The sequence below is a fragment of the Rhodococcus sp. P4_B6 genome, from assembly GCF_056402215.1.
In genome coordinates this window covers 129,770-148,245 of sequence record NZ_JBFUHV010000020.1, presented here as the reverse complement: position 1 = coordinate 148,245, position 18,476 = coordinate 129,770, and the positions used below count along the sequence as shown (strand labels likewise).

At 67.3% G+C, this 18,476-nt stretch carries 17 protein-coding genes; 6 read left to right on the top strand and 11 right to left on the bottom strand.

The features are described from left to right. Positions 1-34: 34 nt before the first annotated feature. The 6 genes from AC1DWT_RS13050 to AC1DWT_RS13025 form a co-directional block, all read right to left on the bottom strand. Positions 35-958, bottom strand: a complete 924-nt coding sequence (locus AC1DWT_RS13050; RefSeq protein WP_477920873.1) for a hydroxymethylglutaryl-CoA lyase — start codon at positions 956-958, stop codon at positions 35-37. 19 nt (positions 959-977) lie between these two features. Continuing rightward, complete coding sequence (locus AC1DWT_RS13045; RefSeq protein ID WP_477920871.1) at positions 978-2,216, bottom strand: acetyl-CoA hydrolase/transferase family protein; 1,239 nt, start codon at positions 2,214-2,216, stop codon at positions 978-980. Further along, a complete protein-coding gene (locus AC1DWT_RS13040) occupies positions 2,216-3,409 on the bottom strand; it encodes a thiolase family protein (RefSeq protein ID WP_206013585.1) in 1,194 nt (397 codons plus the stop codon). Before AC1DWT_RS13040 ends, AC1DWT_RS13045 begins: the two co-directional genes overlap by 1 nt. Next, entirely contained in the window at positions 3,409-4,158 is a 750-nt protein-coding gene (locus tag AC1DWT_RS13035) for an SDR family NAD(P)-dependent oxidoreductase (RefSeq protein WP_072937101.1), read from the bottom strand. Before AC1DWT_RS13035 ends, AC1DWT_RS13040 begins: the two co-directional genes overlap by 1 nt. Then, positions 4,158-5,324, bottom strand: a complete 1,167-nt coding sequence (locus AC1DWT_RS13030) for an acyl-CoA dehydrogenase family protein (RefSeq protein ID WP_005250871.1) — start codon at positions 5,322-5,324, stop codon at positions 4,158-4,160. The genes AC1DWT_RS13035 and AC1DWT_RS13030 overlap by 1 nt, the downstream gene beginning before the upstream one ends. A 72-nt stretch (positions 5,325-5,396) precedes the next feature. Then, positions 5,397-6,476: an acyl-CoA dehydrogenase family protein gene (locus tag AC1DWT_RS13025; protein WP_477920868.1), complete on the bottom strand. Its 1,080-nt coding sequence runs from the start codon at positions 6,474-6,476 to the stop codon at positions 5,397-5,399. A 117-nt stretch (positions 6,477-6,593) separates the two neighbouring features. On the opposite strand from AC1DWT_RS13025, the gene AC1DWT_RS13020 reads away from it, so the two are divergent. Further along, a complete protein-coding gene (locus AC1DWT_RS13020) occupies positions 6,594-7,355 on the top strand; it encodes a FadR/GntR family transcriptional regulator (protein ID WP_174705440.1) in 762 nt (253 codons plus the stop codon). Between the two features lie 75 nt (positions 7,356-7,430). Here the strand turns inward: AC1DWT_RS13020 and AC1DWT_RS13015 are convergent, their stop codons facing one another. Continuing rightward, complete coding sequence (locus AC1DWT_RS13015) at positions 7,431-9,386, bottom strand: AMP-binding protein (protein WP_477920866.1); 1,956 nt, start codon at positions 9,384-9,386, stop codon at positions 7,431-7,433. 2 nt (positions 9,387-9,388) lie between these two features. Next, the gene (locus AC1DWT_RS13010; protein WP_378442073.1) at positions 9,389-10,564 is read right to left on the bottom strand and encodes an acyl-CoA dehydrogenase family protein; all 1,176 of its coding nucleotides are present in this window, start codon (positions 10,562-10,564) and stop codon (positions 9,389-9,391) included. A 62-nt stretch (positions 10,565-10,626) separates the two neighbouring features. Between AC1DWT_RS13010 and AC1DWT_RS13005 the strand changes: the two genes are divergently transcribed. After that, positions 10,627-11,079 carry an FAS1-like dehydratase domain-containing protein gene (locus tag AC1DWT_RS13005; RefSeq protein WP_095862128.1) on the top strand — a complete coding sequence of 151 codons (453 nt, stop codon included), beginning with the start codon at positions 10,627-10,629 and terminating at the stop codon, positions 11,077-11,079. Further along, positions 11,076-11,492 carry a MaoC family dehydratase gene (locus AC1DWT_RS13000; protein WP_072937095.1) on the top strand — a complete coding sequence of 139 codons (417 nt, stop codon included), beginning with the start codon at positions 11,076-11,078 and terminating at the stop codon, positions 11,490-11,492. The genes AC1DWT_RS13005 and AC1DWT_RS13000 overlap by 4 nt, the downstream gene beginning before the upstream one ends. A gap of 64 nt (positions 11,493-11,556) precedes the next feature. Here AC1DWT_RS13000 and AC1DWT_RS12995 read toward each other — a convergent pair whose 3' ends face one another. Both AC1DWT_RS12995 and AC1DWT_RS12990 read right to left on the bottom strand, forming a co-directional pair. Next, positions 11,557-13,239, bottom strand: coding sequence for an AMP-binding protein (locus tag AC1DWT_RS12995; protein WP_477920863.1), 1,683 nt, complete (start codon positions 13,237-13,239; stop codon positions 11,557-11,559). A gap of 108 nt (positions 13,240-13,347) precedes the next feature. Then, positions 13,348-14,127 (bottom strand): enoyl-CoA hydratase/isomerase family protein, encoded by a 780-nt coding sequence (locus tag AC1DWT_RS12990; protein WP_477920862.1) that lies wholly within the window; start codon positions 14,125-14,127, stop codon positions 13,348-13,350. 249 nt (positions 14,128-14,376) lie between these two features. Here AC1DWT_RS12990 and AC1DWT_RS12985 point away from each other — a divergent pair, with 249 nt between their 5' ends. Both AC1DWT_RS12985 and AC1DWT_RS12980 read left to right on the top strand, forming a co-directional pair. After that, positions 14,377-15,501 (top strand): LuxR C-terminal-related transcriptional regulator, encoded by a 1,125-nt coding sequence (locus AC1DWT_RS12985; protein WP_477920860.1) that lies wholly within the window; start codon positions 14,377-14,379, stop codon positions 15,499-15,501. Continuing rightward, complete coding sequence (locus AC1DWT_RS12980) at positions 15,494-16,465, top strand: helix-turn-helix transcriptional regulator (protein WP_477920858.1); 972 nt, start codon at positions 15,494-15,496, stop codon at positions 16,463-16,465. Before AC1DWT_RS12985 ends, AC1DWT_RS12980 begins: the two co-directional genes overlap by 8 nt. 20 nt (positions 16,466-16,485) lie before the next feature. Here the strand turns inward: AC1DWT_RS12980 and AC1DWT_RS12975 are convergent, their stop codons facing one another. Beyond that, a complete protein-coding gene (locus AC1DWT_RS12975; RefSeq protein ID WP_072937091.1) occupies positions 16,486-16,806 on the bottom strand; it encodes a 2Fe-2S iron-sulfur cluster-binding protein in 321 nt (106 codons plus the stop codon). A gap of 345 nt (positions 16,807-17,151) precedes the next feature. Between AC1DWT_RS12975 and AC1DWT_RS12970 the strand changes: the two genes are divergently transcribed. Next, positions 17,152-18,474 carry a cytochrome P450 gene (locus AC1DWT_RS12970; RefSeq protein WP_095862123.1) on the top strand — a complete coding sequence of 441 codons (1,323 nt, stop codon included), beginning with the start codon at positions 17,152-17,154 and terminating at the stop codon, positions 18,472-18,474. Positions 18,475-18,476 lie beyond the last annotated feature (2 nt).

Below are 18,476 nucleotides of genomic sequence, written 5' to 3'. Positions count from 1 at the left end.
TTCTCCGTCTTGTGGTGTTCGTGGTGGAAAGCGGTCAGCGCGGGCTCGCGGCCCATTCGATGGGGCCCGCGACGATCGAGTGACTGGTGAGTTTGCGGCCGAGCACTGTCTGAGCTTCGCGCGCGGCCTCGATGACCCGCGGAAGGTCGAGACCCGTCTCGACTCCCATCTCGTGGAACATGCTCACCAGATCCTCGGTGGCGATATTGCCCGTCGAGCCTGCCGGAACGGGGCAGCCGCCCAGCTCTCCGAAGCTCGATTCGAAGCTCGCGCAACCTGCTTCGAGTGCAGCGTACGCGTTGGCGAGGCCCTGGCCACGCGTGTTGTGGAAGTGCGCGGTGACCTCCACGCCGGGCAGCCGGTCGAGCGCCGCGGCGAAGAATTCCGACGCGTATGCCGGGTTGCACATGCCTGTGGTGTCGCCGAATCCGATCTCGGTGGCGCCGACCTCGGCGAACCGTTCGGCGAGGTCCAGCACGCGTCCCAACTCGACCTTGCCCTCGAACGGGCAACCGAACGACGTCGCGATCACCGCGGCGCAGTCGAGGCCCTCGGCGACGATCCGCTTGGCCATGACGTCGTTGTCGGCCATCGTCTCGTCGACGGTGCGGTTGACGTTCTTCTTGTTGTGGGTCTCCGACGCGCTGACGAAGATCGCGACCTCGTGGAACTTGTCGCGCACCTTCAGTGCGTTGTCGAGGCCCTTGCTGTTGGGGACGAGCACCATCAGTTTGGTGTCGTCGGGCACCTCGATGCGCTCGAGGACCTCGACGCCGTCGGCCAACTGCGGGATCACGTCCGGCCGCACGAAACTGGCGACCTCGATCCGGGTGAACCCTGCCCGCCCGAGGGCGTTGATCAACCGCACCTTGTCGTCGGTCGGGATGTGCTCCGGTTCGTTCTGGAAGCCGTCACGCGGTCCGACCTCCCGGATCTGGACCCGCTGCGGACGTGCCATGGCGTTGACTCCTTTCCCCTCACTCCGTTGCGGATGCAAGGTCGTACTCCTCGAGATCGAATTCCAGCCTTTCGCGGTGCTCGGGTGGCGCCACGGCGATCATGCGCCGCGCACGCTCGCCCAGGGAACATCCGCGCAGTGCCGCGGCACCGTGTTCGGTGACCACGAAGTCCACGTCGGCGCGGGCGGTGGTGACCGCGCCGTATTCCAAAGCAGTCTTGATCGTCGACTCCCCTCGCGAATCCGCGCGCATCGCGATGATCGAGCGGCCGCCGGTCATCGCCGCGGCCCGGGAGAAATCCACCTGACCCCCGACGGCACCGGCGTAGGTCGTGTTGCGCAGTTCCGCGCCGACCTGCCCGGTCAGGTCCACCTCGATCGCCGAGTTGATCGACACGAACGATCGCAGCTGCGAGAGAACCTGCGGCGCATGGGTATAGCTCGCCGGGCGGAAGGCCACCGGAAGACCGGGCAGCCGGTCGTACAGTGCCGCCGTTCCGAGCGCGGCGCCCGTCACGTGCAGCCCAGGATCGATCTCCTTACGCGCCCCGGTCAGCACGCCCCGGTCGATCAGTCGGAGCGCCGCGTCGGAGATCATGCCGGAATGCATCCCGAGGTCCTTGTGACCCTCGAGAGCGGTGAGGACGGCGGCGGGCAGCGTCCCGACGCCGATCTGGATCGTGTCTCCGTCCGCCACGAGATCGGCGACGTTCCGCGCGATCGCCCGTTCCACCGCGGCGGGCTCACGGTCCGGCGCCTCGAGCAACGGCCGGTCGGTTTCCATTACCGCGGCGAACCGCGACAACGGAATACGTGGTGCGCCCAGCGTGACGGGCATACGCCGGTTGATCTCGGCGATGAGAACCGGAGTGTGGTCGAGGGCGTCCGCGATGTAGTCGACACCGACCCCGAGCGAGCAGTTCCCGGCCGAGTCCGGCGGTGACACCTGCACGAACCCGACGTCGCACGGGAGCCGCCGTTCGGCGAACAGCCGCGGCAGTGCCCCGTAATGGCAGGGCACGACCTCGAGTCGGGCGAGGCGGCGGAGTTCGCCGAGGCCACCATAGGAGACGACGGAGAGTTCGTCGGGCAGTTCGCTCGTCAACCGCCGATTCCAGGTCAGTCCCACAAATGCCCGCACCGGGCCGATCGACGAAACCTGGTCGAGCAGGGCGTGGACGAGCGGGGTGGGTTCCGCGCTCGTCTGGCTCCACCAGATTCCGTCGCCGGGCCGGATGTGCGGCGTCAGGTCGATCATCAGTCGATCCGCTGGATCAGGGTCGCCGTTCCCAGGCCGCCGCCGCAGCACATGGTCACCAGACCGATTTCGGCGTCACGCCGCTCGAGTTCCGCGACGATGGTGGCGATGAGCCGGGCACCGGTCGCGCCGACGGGGTGACCGAGCGCGATCGCACCGCCGTTGACGTTGACCCGGTCCATGTCGGGCTTCAGTTCCCGCTCCCAGGCCAGAACCACCGAGCTGAACGCCTCGTTGACCTCGAAGAGATCGATGTCGTTCATGCTCATTCCGTTGCGGTCGAGCAACTTCCGGGTGGCCGGGATCGGACCGGTCAGCATGATGATCGGGTCCACCCCGACGGTCGTCTGATCGAGAATCCGGGCCCGGGCCCGCAGTCCGTGCGCGTCGACGGCCTCGCGGGAAGCGAGCAGCACACCGGCCGCCCCATCCGAGATCGGCGACGAACTGCCCGCCGTGATCCGGCCGTTCTCCCGGAACACCGTCTTCAGCCCGGCCAGGCTGTCCAGGCTCGTGCCGGGGCGGATGGTCTGGTCGGTGGACCGGGTCTCGCCCGCAAGATCGAGGGGGATCATCTCGGCGTCGAAACGGCCCGCCTCGATGGCCTCGGTCGCCAGACGATGGGAGCGGACGGCGAACTCGTCCATCTCCTGCCGGGAGATCTCCCACCGGTCCGCGATGAGTTCGGCACTCTCGCCCTGGTTCACGAAGTCGTACCGGTCGCGCAGCGCTTCCGGCCACGGGTCGCCGTACAGTTCGGAGATCTTGGCCGGTGAGTTCATCGGCACGTGGCCCATGTGTTCGACACCGCCGGCCACGACGACGTCGTGGGTACCGGAGCCGACCAGGGCGGCGCCCATCTCGACAGCCGTCTGGGCGGATCCACAGCGGCGGTCCAGGACGACGGCCGGGACCTCCGGCGGGTAGCCGACCTGCAACCAGGCGTTGCGGCCGATGTTGCGGGACTGCTCGCCGAACGGTGCGGTGCACCCGATCACGAGGTCCTCGACCGTCGCCGGAGCCAGCCCGCTGCGGCGGATCAGTTCCGTGTACACCGCGCCGAGCATGTCGTTGGGATGGGTGTCGCGGAACCAGCCGCGGTCGGGGTGCGACTTGCCCATGGGGGTGCGCGCTGCTTCCGCGATGATCACCTCGCGGGCGGAACGCTGGAAGGGGTTGCGCTTCTCGGCCATCAGATCACCGTCCCGCCGTCGACGGGCAGCACCTGGCCCGTGATGTACGCCGCGCCGTCGGACGCGAAGAACACGAAGCTGGACGAGATCTCGTCCGGTTCCGCCCAGCGGCCCAACGGGATCCGCGCGAGCGTCTTGGCGGCGAGCTTTTCGTTGCTCCGGATGTTCTCCGTCATCTTGGTGGCGGCGAGCGGCGCAATCGCGTTGACCGTCACCTGCTTCTTGGCGAGTTCCCGCGCCAGCGACTTCGTGAGACCGATGATGCCCGCCTTCGCGGCACCGTAGTTGGCCTGCCCGATGGTGCCCACCAGGCCGGCCGCGGAGGTCACGTTGATGATGCGCCCACTGCCGTCGGTGGGCAGGTACGGGAGGACGGCCTTGCTGCAGACGAAACTGCCGACGAGGTGAATGTCGACGATGCGGCGGAAGTCGTCTTCTTCGAGGTTCGGGAACATTGCGGGCGCGATGGCGCCGGCGTTGTTGACCAGGATGTTGAGCGTGCCGCCGTTCAGGGCGGCGGCCTGCTCCGCCGCCGCGGCGGCCGCGTCGCCGTCGCGGACGTCGAGGGCCGCGGACTTCGCCGAACCGCCGGCCGCGGTGATCTCCGCGGCCACGGCCGCAGCGGCCTCGCCGTCGACGTCGGTGACGAGCACGGCCGCGCCTGCTCGCGCGTAGGCCTGCGCGACCGAGGCACCGATGCCGCTGCCGGCACCGGTCACGAGGGCGGATTTTTCGGTGAGTTCGAACATCAGTAGCTCCTGGGAAGGCCGAGGACGTGCTCGCCGAGGTAGTTGAGAACCATCTCCTGGCTGAGCGGGGCGATCTTGGTCAGGCGGGCTTCGCGGAAGTACCGGGCCACGTGGTACTCCTCCGAGTAGCCCATTCCGCCGTGGGTCTGCAGTGCGCGGTCCGCGGCCTGGAAACCGGCGTCGGCGCAGAGATATTTGGCCATGTTGGCCTCGCGGGCGCAGGGCTTCCCGTTGTCGTAGAGCCACGTCGCCTTGCGCAGGACGAGTTCCGCGGCGTCGAGTCGGGCCAGCGAATCGGCGAGTGGGAACTGCAGTCCCTGATTCATGCCGATGGGGCGGCCGAACACCTCACGTTCGTTGGCGTACTGGACGCCGCGGCGCAGGGCGGCCCGGCCGATGCCGAGGGCCTCCGATGCGACGAGCATGCGCTCCGGGTTGAGGCCGTCGAGGATGTACTTGAAGCCCTTGCCTTCCTCGCCGACGCGGTCCTCGACGGGGATCTCGAGGTTGTCGATGAACAATTCGTTCGACGTGACCGCGTTGCGCCCCATCTTCTTGATCGGGCGGATGTCGACCTTCGAGCGGTCCAGGTCGGTGAGGAACAGCGTCAGACCGTCCGTCTTCTTCTTCGCATCCTCGAACTTCGTGGTGCGGGTGAGGAGAAGGATCTTCTCCGACTCCATCGCCTTGGAGATCCAGACCTTGCGGCCGTTGACGATGTACTTGTCGCCCTCACGCCGCGCGAAGGTGGTGATCCTGGTGGTGTCGAGGCCGGCGCCGGGCTCGGTGACACCGAAGCAGACGTGCAGGTCGCCGTCGACGATCCGCGGAAGGGTGCGCTGCTTGAGTTCCTCGGAGCCGTGCACGATCACCGGGTGCATTCCGAAGATCGACAGGTGCATCGAACTCGCGCCGTTCATGCCGGCGCCGGAAGCGGCGACTTCCTCCAGCAGGATCGAGGCCTCGGTGATTCCCATACCGTGCCCGCCGTACGCCTCGGGCGTGGTGATGCCGAGCCAGCCGCCCTTGGCGAACGCGTCGTAGAACTCGGTGGGGAACTCGTGCTCGCTGTCCTTCTCCACCCAGTACTGCTCGTCGAACTTGCCGGCCAGCTCTCGCACCGCATCTCGGATCGTCGCCTGATCCTCGGTCAGATCAAAGTCCACAGCACGTCCCGTCGTCGTTGGTTCCGTTTGGACTTAAGTTACTAAAGGACAGACCAAAAAGTCAACGGCAGATCACCCGGCGGCGGGCAGGAGGGGCAGATCCCGCGCCAGGCGCTCGTTCCACACGCCCGGGCCCCCGAACAACTTCTCGTCGAGCTTGGCGCGCTTGTAGTAGAGGTGCAGATCGTGTTCCCACGTGTAGCCGATCGCGCCGTGCATCACGAGGGCGCTGTCAGCCGCCTGCACCGCATTTCGCGGCACCTGAGCCTTGGCGACCGCGGCGTGGATCGCACGGTCGGCGAGGCCGAGATCGACCGAGGCCGCGGCGTAGTAGGCGATGGAACGTCCCGCCTCGACGGAGACGAGAATGCCTGCCGCAGCGTGCTTCACAGCCTGGAACGACCCGATCGGGACGCCGAACTGGTGGCGTTGCTTGCTGTAATCCACCGCGAGCCGCAGCATGCGGTCCATCGCCCCGAGCGAGTCCGCGGCCACGAGCACGGCCGCCCGCAGTCCGGCGTCCTCGAGCGCGGTGGCCGCGTCGACGTCGAGACGCTGTCCGGCGGCGTTGTCGAACCGGACGTCCGCGGCCGCACGGGACGGGTCGAGGAGGCGCCGCGGTTCGACCGCGACGCCGGGGTCGCCGACGCGCGCGAGGTACAGGGCGGCGGTTCCGTCGGGGTCCGTCGCGGGGACGACCAGCAGTTTCGCCCGTTCGGCGCCGAGCACCGTCGCGACGCGACCGGTCAGTGCGCCGGTCTCGTCGGCGCGCACCGAGTCGGCGACGCCGAACGGACGGGTCGCGTCGACGGCAACCGCGGCGAACCCACCTCCGGCCAGCACGTCGGAGGCGACGTCGACGGGCAGCATGGGTGCCGCGAGAACCGACGCGGTCCAGGCACTCGCCGGAGCGGCGTACCGGCCCAGCGCCTCGGCAGTCAATGCCAGTTCGAGCAGACCACCGCCCTGACCACCGATTTTCTCGTCGAGACCGGCGGAGAACCAGCCCTCCTCGACGAATTTCTGCTCGAATTCGGCAGGATCTCCCGATTCACCCCACTTGCGGACATTCGCCGGAGCGGCGAACCGTCCGAGCCAGCCGTCGAGGGCTTCGGTGAACATTTCCTGCTCTTCTGACAGTTCCCAGCGCATACAACTGGTCCTCTCGATGAGACGAAGAATAGGCTGCAAGACAAGTGCAGCGAGAACCCAATGGTATATTAGGTCTGACCGTTAGACCAGAGAGGGYGGGGAGCCATGCCACCAGCCGTGCCGAACACCACCCGGAACGGACGTTCCTCCATTCAGTTGACACCGATGGAGGTACCGAAGGCGTCGGACGTCCTTGCCAACGAACTGCGCGAGCGCATTCTCAGCGGGGACTACGTCGAGGGCACACCGCTGCCACCGGAGCGCGAACTCGTCGTCCAGACGAAGATGAGCCGCACCACGGTGCGCGAGGCCCTGCGAATCCTCGAAGTACAGGGACTCGTCCGCATCAAGGCGGGCCGGGCCGGTGGCGCCTTCGTTCAGCGACCGGGTGAACAGTCCATGGCCGACACGGTGGCACTGCTCATCCGTGGTCGTCAGATCCGCCTCGCCGCACTGCTCGAGACCCGCGAGGCGATCGAACCGTTCTGCGCACAACTCGCCGCCCGCCATCGCACCGACGAGGATCTCGCCCGACTGGACGCCGCCAACGACGACATCGCCGGAGCAGGCGACAAACTCGACGACTTCCTTCAGGCGAACATCGATTGGCACGTCGCCGTCGCGAGCGCCAGCCACAACGAACTGTTGTCAGGTCTCATGATCTCGCTCTCGCGGGCCATCTACGCCGCGACCGAGAACGAAGGATTCATCGACGACAAGGTTCGCGAGATCACCGTCAAGGCGCACCGCTCGGTGACCAGGGCAATTCGCGAGAAGGACGCCGAGGCCGCGGTACGACGCATGAGCAGGCACGTCCACTCGTACGCCGAGTCGATCAAGGACTTCGAGCAGCGCACCGACATTCCGCTCGACGAATAGCTTTCCTTTTTCCTGCTTCTTTCCTGCTTCGACGACGAAGGCCCCACACCGYGCGGTGTGGGGCCTTCGTTGTACTCACGACGCTGCGTTGCTTGCCCCCGCCACCACTGCGCGGATCTCGTCGACGGCCTCCGGGTTCTCGGCACCCGACAGGTCCCCGGGATCGATGTCGAGCGCGGCGGCCCGCACCGCTCGGCGCAGGATCTTCGCCGACCGGGTCTTCGGCAGGCGCGACACCCGGTGAACAGCGCTCGGCGCGAACGGTTTCCCGAGTTCCGCGGCAACGCTGGCGACGAGTTCGGCCGAGATGTCCGTCGTGTCGGTGTCCGCGCGGGGAACCCAGAACGCCCAGACCGCCTCGCCCTTCTTCGGGTCGGGGACACCGACCGCCGCCGCCTCCGACACCGCCGGGTGCGCCGTCAGTACGGCCTCGACCTCCGCGGGCGCGAGACGCTTTCCCGCCACGTTCATGACGTCGTCCGATCGGCCGCGGATGTACCACTGACCGTCGTCGTCGACGAGGGCGTAGTCGCCGTGCCGCCACATGCCGGGGAACGTGGACCAATACGCCTCCAGGTAGCGTTCCTCGTCCTTCCACACCCCGCGCGTCATCGACGGCCACGGTTGCCTGCAGACGAGTTCGCCCTGTTCCCCGCGCAAGGAGCGTCCCGCGTCGTCGACGACGTCGACGTCCATACCCAGGGACGGACCGCCCAGCGAGCAGCTGTGGATCGGCTCCACCGGATACGGTGCAAGGAACGAGCCGCCGACCTCGGTGCCGCCGGAGAAGTTAATAATCGGCACCCGGCCGCCGAACACGTCCCGCGCGAGCCACTCGTACGAGTCCGGGTCCCACGGCTCGCCGGTGGACCCGATCGTGTGCACGGAGGACAGGTCGTACCGTGCCGCGACGTCCGTGTCCCGTCCGCGCAGGGTACGGATCAGCGTCGGTGAGACACCGAGCATCGTCACCCGGTGACGCTGTGCGAGCTGCCACAACCGGTCGGTGTCCGGCACGTCCGGCGAACCTTCGTACAGCACGAGGGTTCCACCGTTGGCGTGGGTGCCGATGATCGACAGCGGGCCCATGATCCAGCCCATGTCGGTGATCCAGCAGAACACGCCGCCGGGCTTCAGATCGAACGAGTACGCGACCTCGCTGGCCGTCTTCACGAGGAACCCGGCGTGGGTGTGGACGGCACCCTTCGGCTTGCCGGTGGTACCGGACGTGTACGCCAGCGCGAACGGCTCGCCCGCGTCCATCGCCTCCACCCGGCCCGGGTCACCGGCGTTGCCGAGGAGCTTGCCCCAGGAGATGTCGCGATCCGTGGAATCGACTGGGACGCCGATGTTCTCGACCACGACGACCGACTGCACCGTCGGGCACGAGGCCAGCGCGTCGTCGAGGGCCGGTTTCATCGTGACGGACTTGCGCCGGCGGACCGTTCCGTCCGCGACGATCACCACCTTGGCGTCCGCGTCCTGGATGCGGGACGCGATCGCGCTCGGAGCGAACCCGGAGAACAGCGGAACCAGCACCGCACCGAGCCGCGCGACGGCATACACCGACACGACCGCCTCGGGGATCATCGGCAGGTAGAGGGCGACGGCGTCGCCCTTGCCGACGCCGAGTTCCCGCAGTCCGGCCGCGGCCCGCTCGACGTCCGCCGCGAGTTCGCGATACGAGAGGCTGCGGACCGTGCCGTCCTCGGCCTCGTGCGCGACGGCCGTCCGGTCGGCGACCGCGGGATCGGCGAGCCACCGCTCCAGACACGCGTCGACGACGTTGGACGTGCCCCCGACGAACCACTCCGGGTACTCGATTCCGCGTGAGATGTCGAGCACCTCGCGGTACGGCGATCGGAACGGCAGCCCGAGGTCACGGACCACGGCATCCCAGTACCACCGCACGTCGGCGACGGAGCGGGCGCGGAGCTCACCCAGGCCCGAGAGACCGTGGGCGCGGGCGAGCCGGGTGACGTTGGCGTTCTCGACGTACTCGTCGGTGGGGCGCCAGGTGTAGTCGGACACGGTCAGCTCCTCGGCATTTCGAGCATGCGCTCGGCGACGATGTTGCGCTGGATAAAGGTGGAACCGCCCGCGATGGCGGTGCCGCGGGCCTGATATGCGAGCCGTTGCCACCGCGCCGTCTTCTGCGGCTCGTCGTCGAGGGCGAATTGCCCGCCCACCGGCTCGAGGGACAGCCGGAAGTCGGCGAGTTCCTCGACGAGGGGGCAGAAGAACAGCTTGCCGATGGACGTGACCGGCCCCGGTGGGCCGTCGTTGGCCGCGAGGGTGATGACGCGCTGACCGATGAGGTAGTGCACGAGGGCCCGGCCGTAGAGATCGGCGACCTTCTGCCGGATCACCGGGTCCTCGCCGAGCGGACGACCGGCGTCGTCGGTCATTCCCGCGATGTCGGAGACGATGTCGTCGACGGCACGCTTGGTGTTGACGCGGCCCGTCGCGATCGCCACCCGCTCGTAGGCGAGCGTGCCCATCGCGACCTTCCAGCCGCCGTCGACCTCACCGACGACGAGGTCGTCAGGGATGAACACGTCGTCGAGGAATACCTCGTTGAACTCCGCCTCGCCGAGCATGTGCGCGAGCGGTCGCACGGTGATTCCCTCACTGTCCATCGGGACGAGGAAGTACGTGATGCCCTTGTGCCGCGGACCGCCACCGGTGCGGGCGAGCAGGATGGCGTGGGCGGCGATGTGCGCGCGGCTGGTCCAGATCTTCTGCCCGTTGACCTTCCAGCCCCCGTCCACCTTGGTGGCTTTGGTGCGGAGGGAGGCGAGATCGGACCCGGCATCCGGCTCCGAGAACAGCTGGCACCAGATCTCGTCACCGGCCAGGATCGGTCGAAGGAACCGTTCCTTCTGTGCGGGTGTCCCGAAGTCGATGATGGTCGGGCCGGCGAAGTCCTCACCGATGGTGTTGAGGCGCTCGGGTGCGCCCACCCGGTCCATCTCCTCGGTGAAGATGGCCTTGCGGATCGGGTCGGCGGCCTGGCCGCCGTACTCCTTCGGCCACGACATCCCGCCGTAGCCGGCGTCGAAGAGCAGCCGCTGCCATTGCTGCCAGAACGGCACCTTGTCGACCAGATCGACCGGTTCCGGCCACGGCAGCGTCGGGACCGCTTTTTCGGCCCACTCCCGGACTTCTGCACGGAATGTGGCCTCGTCTGGGGAATCAGCGAGCTCCATTGCACCCTCCTCACGAATTTAGGCTCAATGATACTATAGGTCAGTCCAAAAAGGAGGCCCGGATGTCCGACCCACTCCCTGCCGGCGTCGTCGACCGCGTCGAATACGACGTCGAACGCGGCAAGATCCGCGAATTCACGCGCGCCACGTTCACCACCGATCCCGTCCACACGGATCCGGCCGTCGCGCGCGACGCCGGATTCCCCGACGTGCCGGCCACTCTCACGCACACGGTCGTCGCCGGACACCAGCGCGACCAGCGCGCGTTCGTCGACTCGCTGGGCCTGGCCCTCGCCCGGGTGGTGGTCGGTTCGGTCACGTGGACGTACCTGCGACCGCTCACCGCCGGCGACCACGTGGTCGGCACCCGCCGCGTCGTGGCCGACGAGCTGCGAGAAGGCAAGCGCGGCGGGACGATGCGCGTCGTGACCCTCGAGACCGAGTACGTCGACACCGGCGGCGAGCCCGTGGTCCGGCTCGAGGAAGTCCTGATCGAACGAGGAGAGCAGCGATGAGAACACCGGCGAAGGTACGCGTCGGCGATACTCCGGACGTCCGGGTGGTCGGTCCGGTGACCCAGACCGACATCGTCCGGTTCGCCGGGGCGGGAGGCGATTTCAACCCCTTGCACCACGATCCCGGCTTCGTGGCCACGTCGGGCTTTCCGGGCGTCATCGCGATGGGTCAGATGCAGGCCGGGATCCTGGCCGGATGGCTGTCCGACACGTTCGGTGTCGAGCATGTGCGCTCCTTCGGAGTCCGGTTCGTCGCTCCGGTCTTCCTCGGCGACACACTGACCCTGGGTGGCACGGTGGTGTCGATCGACGAGACCGAGGGCGAGTCGCTCGCAACGCTCGATCTCGTCGCCTCCGGAGACAAGGGCCCGGTGGTCACCGGATCGGCGACGGTCGTGGTGGCCTCGACCTGATCACCCTTGTCGAACAATGCGAAAGGGGGCGAAGCCGATCGGCTTCGCCCCCTTCCTTGTTCGATCAGCTGACGGCCTGTGCCCGTTCCCGGTCGGCCTCGATCTTCGCCGCGATCTGGGCGCGCAACACGTTCTTCTGGATCTTGCCCGTGGCCGTCGTCGGCAGCGCCTCGACGATCTCCAGCCGCTCCGGAACCTTCTGGATCGCCACCCCCTGCTCGAGCAGGTAGGCCTTGATCTTCTCGAGCGTGACGTCGCCGTACCCGGGCGCGGCGACGAGGTAGAGGCACACCGCCTCCCCGAGGCGCTCGTCCGGCATCGCGACCGCCGCGACACCGCGGACGGCGGGATGAGCGGCCAGGAGGTCTTCGACCTGACGCACACTGATGTTCATGCCGCCGCGGATCACGATGTCCTTGGTCCGGCCGGTGACCCGCACGTAGCCGTCCTCGTCCATCCGGCCGAGATCCCCGGAGAGGGAGTAGCCGTCGGGGGTGAACAGCTTGGCCGTCTCCTCGGGATTGTGGAGATACCCGAGCATGTGCATGGCGCCCTTGTAGGCGACGTCGCCCTCCTCGCCGCGCGGAACCTCGTTACCGAGTTCGTCGACGATCTTGACCGACTGCATCGGAAGCGGACGACCGTCCGAGGTGAGCGACCGCTCGGGCTCGTCGTCAACCGTGCACATGGTGGTCGTGACATTCTCGGAACGGCCGTACAGGCTGAGCACCTGCAGGCCGGGGAACAATTCGGCCGCCTTGGTGACGAAGCTGGCGGGAATCGGGGCGCCGGCCGCCACCCACAACCGCATGCTGCCGATGTCGTGCACGGCGGGGTCGTAGACGTCCATGACCATCTGCAGGAACGTCGTGGCACTCACCGCGACCGTGCAGCCGCGTTCCTTGATCTGTTCCATGCCCCGGACCGGCTCCCACACCTCGATGAGATGCGACGCCGCCCCGTGCATGAGCGGGAGGACGATGCTGGTGACCAGGCCGGTGGTGTGGGTGATCGGCGAGGGGCCGAACTGCACGTCGTCGGGCGTGTACGCGAACCCCTTGGCCAGCAGACGGGATCCGCAGGCGAACGTGTTGAACGTGTGGATGCAGCCCTTGGGACGGGACGTGGTGCCGCTGCTGTAGACGATGACGAACGGCTCGTCCGGACCGACACCGGGCCCGAGTTCGTCGATCGCCTCGTCGGGGCCGATGTCCGCGAACAGCGACTCGAACGACACCGCACGATGCGGGAGTTCGCCGCTCCCGCGGACGACCACGACATCGTCGAGCGACTCGACGGCACCCACGATGTCGGTGTACATGCCGGCGTAGTCGAACTTCTTGAAACTCTGCGGCGTAATCGCCAGCCGCACACCGGCGTTACCGAGAATGTACTCGACGTCGTCGCGGCGGTAGATCGGCATGATCGGCACCAGGACGGCGCCCAGTCGCGACAACGCGACGGCGATGATCGCGAATTCGATCCAGTTCGGAACCTGCACGGACACACGGTCGCCGGCAGCGATGCCGTGGCGCCGAAGGCCCACCGCAAGACTCAGCGCCTTGTCGCGCAACTCCCGGAAGGTGATGCCGCCGCTGGTGTCGTCGGTCAGGAAGACACGGTCGCCCCGCTCGGCGACCTGAGCCTCGAGCATGTCGAAGAAGGTGTCGCGGTGCCACTGCCCGGTGGCATAGAACTCTCGGATCTGTTCGTCCGAATAGCGATCGGTGACCGATGCGAACGCCATGGGAAGCCTTCCTCTGTGCGCAGATGTGAAGAGGGAATAGAAAACTCTGTGTTGGCCCTCACAATATAATGGTTGGACCGAAACCGCAACGAGCTCCCGGGCCGGCGATCACCGCATGCTCCATACGGGAGAACGCTTTTCGCGAAACGCGGTGACGCCCTCGACGATGTCCTCGGTCGTGAACGCGAGAGCGAGCTGAGACTGCAGCGCCGTGAGTGCATCCGGCAGCGACATGTCCCGGGTGTTGTTGATCGCCTCCTTGCCCAGCCGCATGAGCAGCGGCGATTTGCCCGCGAGCCGCCGCGCCCACGCGCGGACCTCCGTCTCGAAGTCGTCGTCCGGGATCACGCGGTTCACCAGCCCCAGTTCGAGTGCGTCCGTGGCCGTGATGAGCTCGCCGTACATCATCAGCTCGTTCGCCTTGAGTCGCCCGACGTTCCGGTAGATGAGGGCGGAAATCATGAACGGGAAGACGCCGACGTTGATTTCCGGGCACCCGAACCGGACCGACTCCTTGGCGAGCACGAAATCGCACGCCAGCGCGAGACCGAACGCACCGGCCAGCACGTCGCCGCCCGCCGCGCAGATCACCGGCTTCCCGAGACCGCCGATGAGCTGATACAGCCGCGGGAAGCGATCCAGACCGGCGTATTTGACGATCGTGGGCGTCTCGCTCGCGAACGCCTTGAGGTCGCCGCCCGCCGAGAAGATCTTCTCGTGCGAGGACGCGAGCACGACAACCCGCACGTCGCCGTCCCCGCGCGCACGTTCGAGTGCGGCGAGCAGCTCGTCGAGCACGTCGTCGGACAGCGCGTTGCGGGTTTCGGGGCGATCGAGAGTGAGGACGGCGATGTGCTCGTCGACGTCGTATCGCACGGGGTGCGCCATAGGGCCGATCCTTTCAATTTTGGTCTTACCATTCGACCCTAGTACGACGACGGTATCCGCGACAAGAACCTGTCCGCATCACTTTCGCGGAACGCGTGACGTATTTGGACTGACCATATACATTGGAGTGAGGTCGCCGACGGCGCGGAAACGTCCCAGGTGGCACCTCCTATACTGTGCGGTACGTCACAGGAATGGGCGACGGTGTCGTCGTCATCCGTGCGGCGGCCGCGGCGCAAGGAGTGGTGAGTGGTCATTTCGACGAGTTCGTTCGAGCTTGCCGAGCAGGCAGTCGCAGAGTTGCAGGAGCTTCTCGGGAGCGAGCCGAACCTGATCCGGCTGGCGGACGGCGAACCCGACCTCACCGTGATCCGTGCGTTCGCGGCCCGGAAGCTGCGTGAAGGTGTCGCCTCCCCCGAGCACACGCTGCGCCTCGCGGAACTCGTGACGCGACTCGACGCCGCGAGCCGCGACGACATCGCGCGCCGACTGCGCGTGCACACTGCCCAGTTCGAGGCATTACAGCGGGTCGTGCGTGCGCTCGACACCGGCTCGGACCGCATCGCCGAAGTCGTGACACAGGAACTGTGCACGAGCCTGGGATACGGCAAGGCGATGTTCTCCGTGGTCCGCGGATCCACCTGGTCTCCCGTCGCGCTAGCCGTCAACCCCGAACTGACAGGGGACTTCCACGAACTCATCACGGCCATTGACGGACGCGAGATCTCGCTGCGCGAGGCCCCCCGCGAGGCCGAACTCGTCCGGCGCCGCCGGCCCTACGCGGTGGACGCCGCCGACACCTACCGGCATACGTACCGACCCCTCATCGACCTGTCGCGGCCCGCCGGATACCTCGCGGTTCCCATCGTCGTCGACGCCCGCGCGGTGGCGATGATCCACGTCGACCGCCAGAGCGACAGCCTGTCCGACACCGACGTCCACATCGTCGGAGTACTGGCGGGCGCGTGCGCCTCGTCGAAGGAACGCGCCGACCTGCGTCGCCAGATCCACACCCGCAACGAGCACGTCGACGCCGAGATCCAGCGGCTCACCCAGGCACTGCGACACCTCGAGCAGCCCCTGACGATGCCGGAACTCACCACGTGCGACCTCCCCCGCTCCGGCGCGCACAGCGGGGAAGACACGTCGCAGGCGCCGGTCGTGCCCCGCGCGCACACCTTGACCGCTCGCGAGCGCGAGGTGCTCACCCTGATGGCGACGGGAGCGACCAATGCGGCCATCTCCCGTCGCCTGTGCATTTCCGACGGCACCGTCAAATCCCATGTCCAGCGGATCTTCAAGAAACTCGGCGTCTCGACGCGGGCCGAGGTGGCGGCGCTGTGCGCCAACGCCAAGACGGTGTCCGGTGGCTGACGCGCCCCACCTCGACGAGAACACCACGGACACCGAACTCGATCGCGCCATCGCGGACGTCCTGACCGAGATGCGGGTGGCCGGCCCGGCACAGTCGACCGAACTCGGGAGACGCCTCGTCGACCTCCTCGACCGCAGAAACGCCGCCGACGCGAACCGGACAGCCGAGATCGGTGCGATCGCGACGGGCATCGATCGCGCCGTCCGAGCACTCGACGACGCCGCCTCGAGCCCGGAACTGATGCGGCGCGCGTGCGAACGGGTCGCGGAATTGTGCTCTGCGAAAAGCCTTGTCCTGTCCCGCCTCGACGGGGACCGGATCGTTCCCGTGACCTGGTTCAGCGCAGACCGCGGCACGATGCCGTCACCACCGGCCGAATTCGACGTCGCGGACGGTTCGCCGGAGGAACAGGCGCTCGCGACGAACACGGTCAGAGTCGGCACCCACGTCCCCGCCGCACTGCAAGAACTGCTGGGCGCCAACGGTTTCACCACCGTTCCGGTCGTGGTCGGTGGCGGCGCCGCCGCGCTCGTGCACATCGACACACCTGTGGACGACACCCGCCGCCGCGCACTGGGGGTGTTCACCGAAGTGCTCGGCGGGTGCTTCGAGCGAGTCGGCCTGGAATCCCGCCGTGAGCGCCATAACGCGCTCCTGCACGACAGCGCCCGGCGATGGGCCGGCGACACCGACGTCGACACGGCGCCTCCCCGCGGCGCATCCGAACTCGCCCCGGCGCAGGCCGACCGCGACGCCGCCGAGCAGCGCCTGCTCGACCCCCTGACCGACCGCGAATCCGACGTCGTCCGATTGATTCTCACCGGGGCGTCGAACTCGGCGATCGCCGAGGAACTGGTCATCACCGTCGACACGGTCAAGTCGCACGTGAAACGCATCCTCCGGAAACTCGGTGCCACCAACCGTGCCGAACTGATCGCGAAGTATCAGTCCGGCACCCGGTGACGCGGCCGGTGGAAGGCCCCTCAGGCGTCCGAGGACGGCACGGTCACGGTGACGGTGTCCACGTCCGGCGTGAGCACGAGCTGGCAGGCGAGACGCGAGCACGGCTGGACTCCGTCGAGGAATTCGAGGAGGTCCTGTTCCTCCAACGTCGGTTCGCCGAATGCCGCACTGGAATCGTCGTCCAGGTACACGTGGCAGGTGGCGCACGAGCAGCTACCGCCGCATTCGGCGACGATGCCGGGAAGGTTGTTGCGGACCGACCCGTCCATCACGCTCTGGCCGGCGGGAACGTCGACGGACGACGTCGAGCCGTCCGGAAGCTGGTACACGACGGTGGGCATGGTGATCTCCTTCAGGTTGACCGGTGAACATCTGCGCGGACCGTCTCGCCGAGCGGGTTGCAGTCCCTGCGATCCCGGCCGCGTTCTGTACGAAAATTGTGTCGCGGGTCACTCATCTGGCGCATCACCACTTCGACGGATTACCCCCCTCCGGTGGGGTGAAGTTGCGCGGCAGGAGTCGTCCGGCGACCGCGTGACCCAGCACACATACCCCGTTAGGTGGACAACTTTCGATCGATGGTGTGATGCCCCTCACTCCCGCGGCTGACAGGCTGAAGTCACTCCAGTCGGCGAGGGCGCCGCGACGTTCGGCGCCGCACCACACTGCACCACGAAGGGGAATCGATGAGCACTACAGAGCAGGTCACGGAACTTATTCCGGACACCGTCGCCCGTCAGATCGTTCTACCCGAAGGACACCGGGACAACGACGCACTGTTCGAGGCCTACCGCTGGCTGCGCGAGAACAATCCCCTCGGCCGTGCCGTGGTGGAGGGGTACGACCCCATCTGGCTGGTGAGCAAGCACGCCGACATCATGGAGATCGAGCGTCAGCCCGACATCTTCACCAGTGCGGGCGCCGAGGACAAGGGCTCCGTCAACCCGATCCTGGCGAACCAGGCCGGCGATCAGTTCACCAAGAGCATCAACAACGGCAGCCTCCGCATCCTCGAGACTCTCACCTACCTCGACCCGCCGGAGCACACCGCGATCAAGGACATCGCGCTGGACTGGTTCCGGCCCACCAACCTCGCCCAGTGGGAAGCGACCATCCGCGACCTCGCGAAGGCTGCCGTCGCCCGGCTTCTGAAGACGGACGGCCGGATCGACTTCGTCAAGGACTTCGCCCTCCACTACCCCCTGCACGTCATCATGAGCCTGTTCGGGGTGCCGGAATCGGACGAGCCCCGCATGATGGCCCTCACGCAGGAGTTCTTCGGCACGGCCGATCCCGATGCCGCGCGGGAGGACGTCGAACCGCTCACCCCGGACGCCGCCGCGAAGCAGTGGGTGGCCACGATTCAGGACTTCTACGCCTACTTCGAAAGGCTGCTGCAGGACCGGCGGGCCAACCCCCGCGACGATCTCGCGACCATCATCTCGGTGGCACGCAACGAGAGTGGCGAGTACTACCCGAACGAGGTGGCCTACGGCTATTTCATCGCCATCGCCACCGCGGGTCACGACACCACCTCGAGCACCCTCGCCGGCGGCATGCTCGAACTCGGCCGCAACCCGGAGCTCCTCGCGAAGGCCAAGGCCGATCCGGCGCTCGCCCCGCACATCGTCAACGAATCGCTGCGCTGGGCCTCGCCGGTGAAGCACTTCATGCGTCAGGCGACGCAGGACTACACACTCCGCGGCCGCGACATCAAGAAGGGCGACCGCTTCATGCTGCTGTACCAGTCGGGCAACCGCGACGCGGACGTCATCCCGGACCCCGACACCTTCGACATCACCCGCAGGCCCAACAAGCACATCGCCTTCGGTTACGGCCCGCACATGTGCATCGGCCAGCACCTGGCGAAGCTCGAACTGCGGATCATGTTCGAGGAACTGCTCCCCCACATCGAGTCCCTCGAACTCGCCGACGACACGAAGATGATCCAGACCAACTTCGTCGGCGGGCTCAAGAACATGCCCGTCCAGATCGCGTTCACCCGGTAACA

Coding starts and splice junctions, on each gene's coding strand:
- AC1DWT_RS13035 (WP_072937101.1), bottom strand. CDS start 4,158: ATGTTCGAACTCACCGAAAAATCCGCCCTCGTGACCGGTGCCGGCAGC.
- AC1DWT_RS13010 (WP_378442073.1), bottom strand. CDS start 10,564: ATGGAGCTCGCTGATTCCCCAGACGAGGCCACATTCCGTGCAGAAGTC.
- AC1DWT_RS13005 (WP_095862128.1), top strand. CDS start 10,627: ATGTCCGACCCACTCCCTGCCGGCGTCGTCGACCGCGTCGAATACGAC.
- AC1DWT_RS12975 (WP_072937091.1), bottom strand. CDS start 16,806: ATGCCCACCGTCGTGTACCAGCTTCCGGACGGCTCGACGTCGTCCGTC.
- AC1DWT_RS13040 (WP_206013585.1), bottom strand. CDS start 3,409: ATGGCCGAGAAGCGCAACCCCTTCCAGCGTTCCGCCCGCGAGGTGATC.
- AC1DWT_RS13000 (WP_072937095.1), top strand. CDS start 11,076: ATGAGAACACCGGCGAAGGTACGCGTCGGCGATACTCCGGACGTCCGG.
- AC1DWT_RS13045 (WP_477920871.1), bottom strand. CDS start 2,216: ATGATCGACCTGACGCCGCACATCCGGCCCGGCGACGGAATCTGGTGG.
- AC1DWT_RS12995 (WP_477920863.1), bottom strand. CDS start 13,239: ATGGCGTTCGCATCGGTCACCGATCGCTATTCGGACGAACAGATCCGA.
- AC1DWT_RS12970 (WP_095862123.1), top strand. CDS start 17,152: ATGAGCACTACAGAGCAGGTCACGGAACTTATTCCGGACACCGTCGCC.
- AC1DWT_RS13050 (WP_477920873.1), bottom strand. CDS start 958: ATGGCACGTCCGCAGCGGGTCCAGATCCGGGAGGTCGGACCGCGTGAC.
- AC1DWT_RS12990 (WP_477920862.1), bottom strand. CDS start 14,127: ATGGCGCACCCCGTGCGATACGACGTCGACGAGCACATCGCCGTCCTC.
- AC1DWT_RS13025 (WP_477920868.1), bottom strand. CDS start 6,476: ATGCGCTGGGAACTGTCAGAAGAGCAGGAAATGTTCACCGAAGCCCTC.